Below are 1,087 nucleotides of genomic sequence, written 5' to 3'. Positions count from 1 at the left end.
AATTGGGAGTGAAATTATGTTCAACTAAGCAAATCGAAAATTATTTTGCTCACTGCTGTTACTGTACCTCTTAGTCACGCAAAGTGCTGTAACCTGGATTGCCTTATGCCTACTGTAGAAGAACTATTTTGCTCTGTCGATGACTTCTGCCAAGTTTTTGAACATCAATGGCAAAGTCAACTGATAGGTCATGATTTGCAAGTGCGCAAACGCAAGCGCAGCTTATGCTTGAGTGAAATTATGACTATTGTGATCGGGTTTCACCAGTCGTATTACCGGAATTTCAAAAGTTATTACCTTGAACGAGTCCAAACCCAATGGCAGAGCCATTTTCCCAAGTTAGTTAGTTATAATCGCTTCATTGAATGGATCCCGGATACACTCGTCCCCCTATGCGCGTATCTGGGCTCTTGCTTTGGTGCTTGCACAGGAATTAGCTTCATGGATTCCACTTGCCTGAAAGTCTGTCATAACCGCAGGATCAGCCAGCACAAAGTGTTTAAAGATGTCGCTGCTCGCGGGAAAACCGAGCGTCGATTGGTTCTTTGGTTTAAAGTTACATCTAGTCATCAACGATCAAGGCGAGTTACTTAACTTTCAAGTTACGCCTGGTAATGTAGACGACCGAAAACCTGTGCCTGAGTTGTTGCAACATCTGTTTGGCAAAGTGTTTGCTGACAAGGGTTACATCTCCAAAAAAATGTTTGAGGAATTGATGGCAAGCGTCGGTGTGCAAGTGATTACTAAACTCAAACGCAATATGAAACAACGTTTGATGTCTTTGAGCGATCGTCTGCTGTTACGAAAACGTGCTGTTGTTGAGACTGTTATTGACCAGTTAAAGAATATTTCTCAGATTGAGCATTCCCGACATCGTTCCCCCGTTAAGCTGTTGTACATTTAAACTGTGATACAAGCCTTACCCTTGTTTTTGATTTTTCTTCCCCATTTAATAATTAACTCTCCTTCATTTAAGAGGCGATTTAATAAACACTCTAGCTCTTCAATTGATGTAAAAAGTCGATTTGCAATATATTCTTTTGTCGAATGCCAGACTAATTCAATCAAATTATAGTCTGGGCTATAT

At 40.7% G+C, this 1,087-nt stretch carries 2 protein-coding genes and 1 pseudogene; 2 read left to right on the top strand and 1 reads right to left on the bottom strand.

Going from position 1 to position 1,087, the window contains the following annotated elements:
* The first annotated feature begins 105 nt into the window (after nt 1-105).
* Both E5S67_RS34995 and E5S67_RS32945 read left to right on the top strand, forming a co-directional pair.
* Nucleotides 106-594: a transposase gene (locus tag E5S67_RS34995; RefSeq protein ID WP_216670858.1), complete on the top strand. Its 489-nt coding sequence runs from the start codon at nt 106-108 to the stop codon at nt 592-594.
* Nucleotides 506-904 carry an IS982 family transposase gene (locus E5S67_RS32945; protein ID WP_246277107.1) on the top strand — a complete coding sequence of 133 codons (399 nt, stop codon included), beginning with the start codon at nt 506-508 and terminating at the stop codon, nt 902-904. The genes E5S67_RS34995 and E5S67_RS32945 overlap by 89 nt, the downstream gene beginning before the upstream one ends.
* On the opposite strand, the pseudogene E5S67_RS32040 reads toward E5S67_RS32945, so the two are convergent.
* Nucleotides 901-1,087: pseudogene (locus tag E5S67_RS32040) on the bottom strand (IS630 family transposase); the annotation flags it as partial. The gene E5S67_RS32945 and the pseudogene E5S67_RS32040 sit on opposite strands and share 4 nt — an antisense overlap.

This window comes from Microcoleus asticus IPMA8, assembly GCF_013179805.1.
Lineage (GTDB): Bacteria > Cyanobacteriota > Cyanobacteriia > Cyanobacteriales > Microcoleaceae > Microcoleus > Microcoleus asticus.
This window is presented reverse-complemented; position numbering and strand designations above follow the sequence as displayed.

Excerpts from the sequence above, each read along its gene's own strand:
- E5S67_RS34995 (WP_216670858.1), top strand. The coding sequence starts at position 106 with ATGCCTACTGTAGAAGAACTATTTTGCTCTGTCGATGACTTCTGCCAA.
- E5S67_RS32945 (WP_246277107.1), top strand. The coding sequence starts at position 506 with ATGTCGCTGCTCGCGGGAAAACCGAGCGTCGATTGGTTCTTTGGTTTA.